The organism is Endozoicomonas sp. ONNA2, from assembly GCF_024606365.1.
In the GTDB taxonomy this organism is placed as follows: domain Bacteria; phylum Pseudomonadota; class Gammaproteobacteria; order Pseudomonadales; family Endozoicomonadaceae; genus Endozoicomonas.
The window spans coordinates 1-1,511 of the sequence record NZ_JAHHPO010000590.1; the positions used below are offsets into that span (position 1 = coordinate 1).

Annotated in this window: 1 protein-coding gene; it reads right to left on the bottom strand. The window is 51.9% G+C overall.

The window, feature by feature from the left end; translation table 11 throughout:
• Positions 1 to 74: 74 nt before the first annotated feature.
• Entirely contained in the window at positions 75 to 1,046 is a 972-nt protein-coding gene (gene rdgC, locus KDK14_RS10355; RefSeq protein ID WP_257265025.1) for a recombination-associated protein RdgC, read from the bottom strand.
• Positions 1,047 to 1,511 lie beyond the last annotated feature (465 nt).

Consider the following 1,511-nt stretch of genomic DNA (forward strand, 5'->3'; position numbering starts at 1 on the left):
AGGAGGCTGTCCGAGAATAGACTGCCCTACGCGGCAACTGCTCCTGCGTTGCTCTCGGACAGCCTCCTGGCTGCTTAAACGGTCTCCTTTTCCGGGATTTCCACCGACAAGCTGGCGACCTCATGTCTTTCCAGTGCTTCCTGACTCATTCCGCCAAGGTTTTCTACCAGTTCATCGAGCATCTGCTGCAGTGTCACAGTCATGATGGAGAAGTCAGCGTCAAACTGCTCGGCCGCTGTTTCAGCGTTGACTTCATCAAGCTGCTCTTGAATGGAGTCGGTGAACTTCAGTTTGCGGATGACCAGGTCATCACCAAGGACAAGGCTCAGGGCATCATTCCATATCAGGGCCATTTTGCTGACCTGTTTTCCCGCCTGAAGGTGAACCTCAATCTCCTCACCAATCAATTCCTGTTTACTGACTTTTACCTGCCCCCCATCATCACCGGGCTCACGCAGTTCGCACTCATCACCGATCACCAGCTTGTCAGGCACCGGGGCCTCCTGAGCCAGCCACCGGGTCATGGCATGGGATGGCATGTTTTTCAGTGGCGGGTTAATAATCGGCAGGGTGCCAAGGCATTCTCGCAGACAGGAAGTCAGCTCTTCAGCTTTCTTGAATGAAGAGCTATCCACCACCAGCCAACCCTTTATCGGGTCAATATAGGCAAAGGTGTTCTGGCTTCGGCTGAATGCTTTTGGCAGTAGTTCCATCAGTACATCGTCTTTTAATGCTTTCTTCTCTTTGCTGAAAACCTGACGGTCCTGCTCCTGTTCGATGTGTTCAACTTTTTCTTCTACTGCTTCATTGATCACACTGGCGGGAAGAATTTTTTCTTCCTTGCGTGCCGTGATCATAATGAAACCATGGCCAGCATGGGTCAGCAGTTCACCCTGTTTGCCCAGTGGGGGAACCCAGCCATAGGTACTGATATCCTGACTGCCACAGCTGCGAAAGCGTTTCTGGCGGAGCAGCTCTTCAAGATCGTCAACAGACGTTTTGAATGGCTGGGTAAACCGATAAAAAATAAGGTTTTTGAACCACATGATCGTTCCAGAATCCTGTTTAGTCGAAAGTTTGGCTGCTTTCCATATTTCCCCATCCCTCATGCCCCATAAAGTCGGGTTGCCCTTCAAAGTATGAGAGCCTGACTGTGACGGAGAGGCATATGTTAGCAAAACCTGACGGTAAATTAGCAAAATCCTCGTAAACCCGCGCCCAACAGGGTCGGGACGCGCAGGTGGATGGCCGCCCCGCGCAGAGCGCATCAGAGGGAATCGTGTAGATACCCAACATCAAACAAAAGACCAACAACAAATAGCGCAGGGGCAGTCCGCTACTGCTGATGGAGGCTTGCGTAAATCCGGTTTACCAAACCCGTCGTAAAGCATCGCCTAATCGGGCCGGGCTGCGCAGGCGGTGATATAAGACAGGAGCGCGGGGGCGCCTGGGAGGTTGTCCGAGAATAGACTGCCCTACTGCGGTTGCGATAAATTGGTCTAAAAATTCCT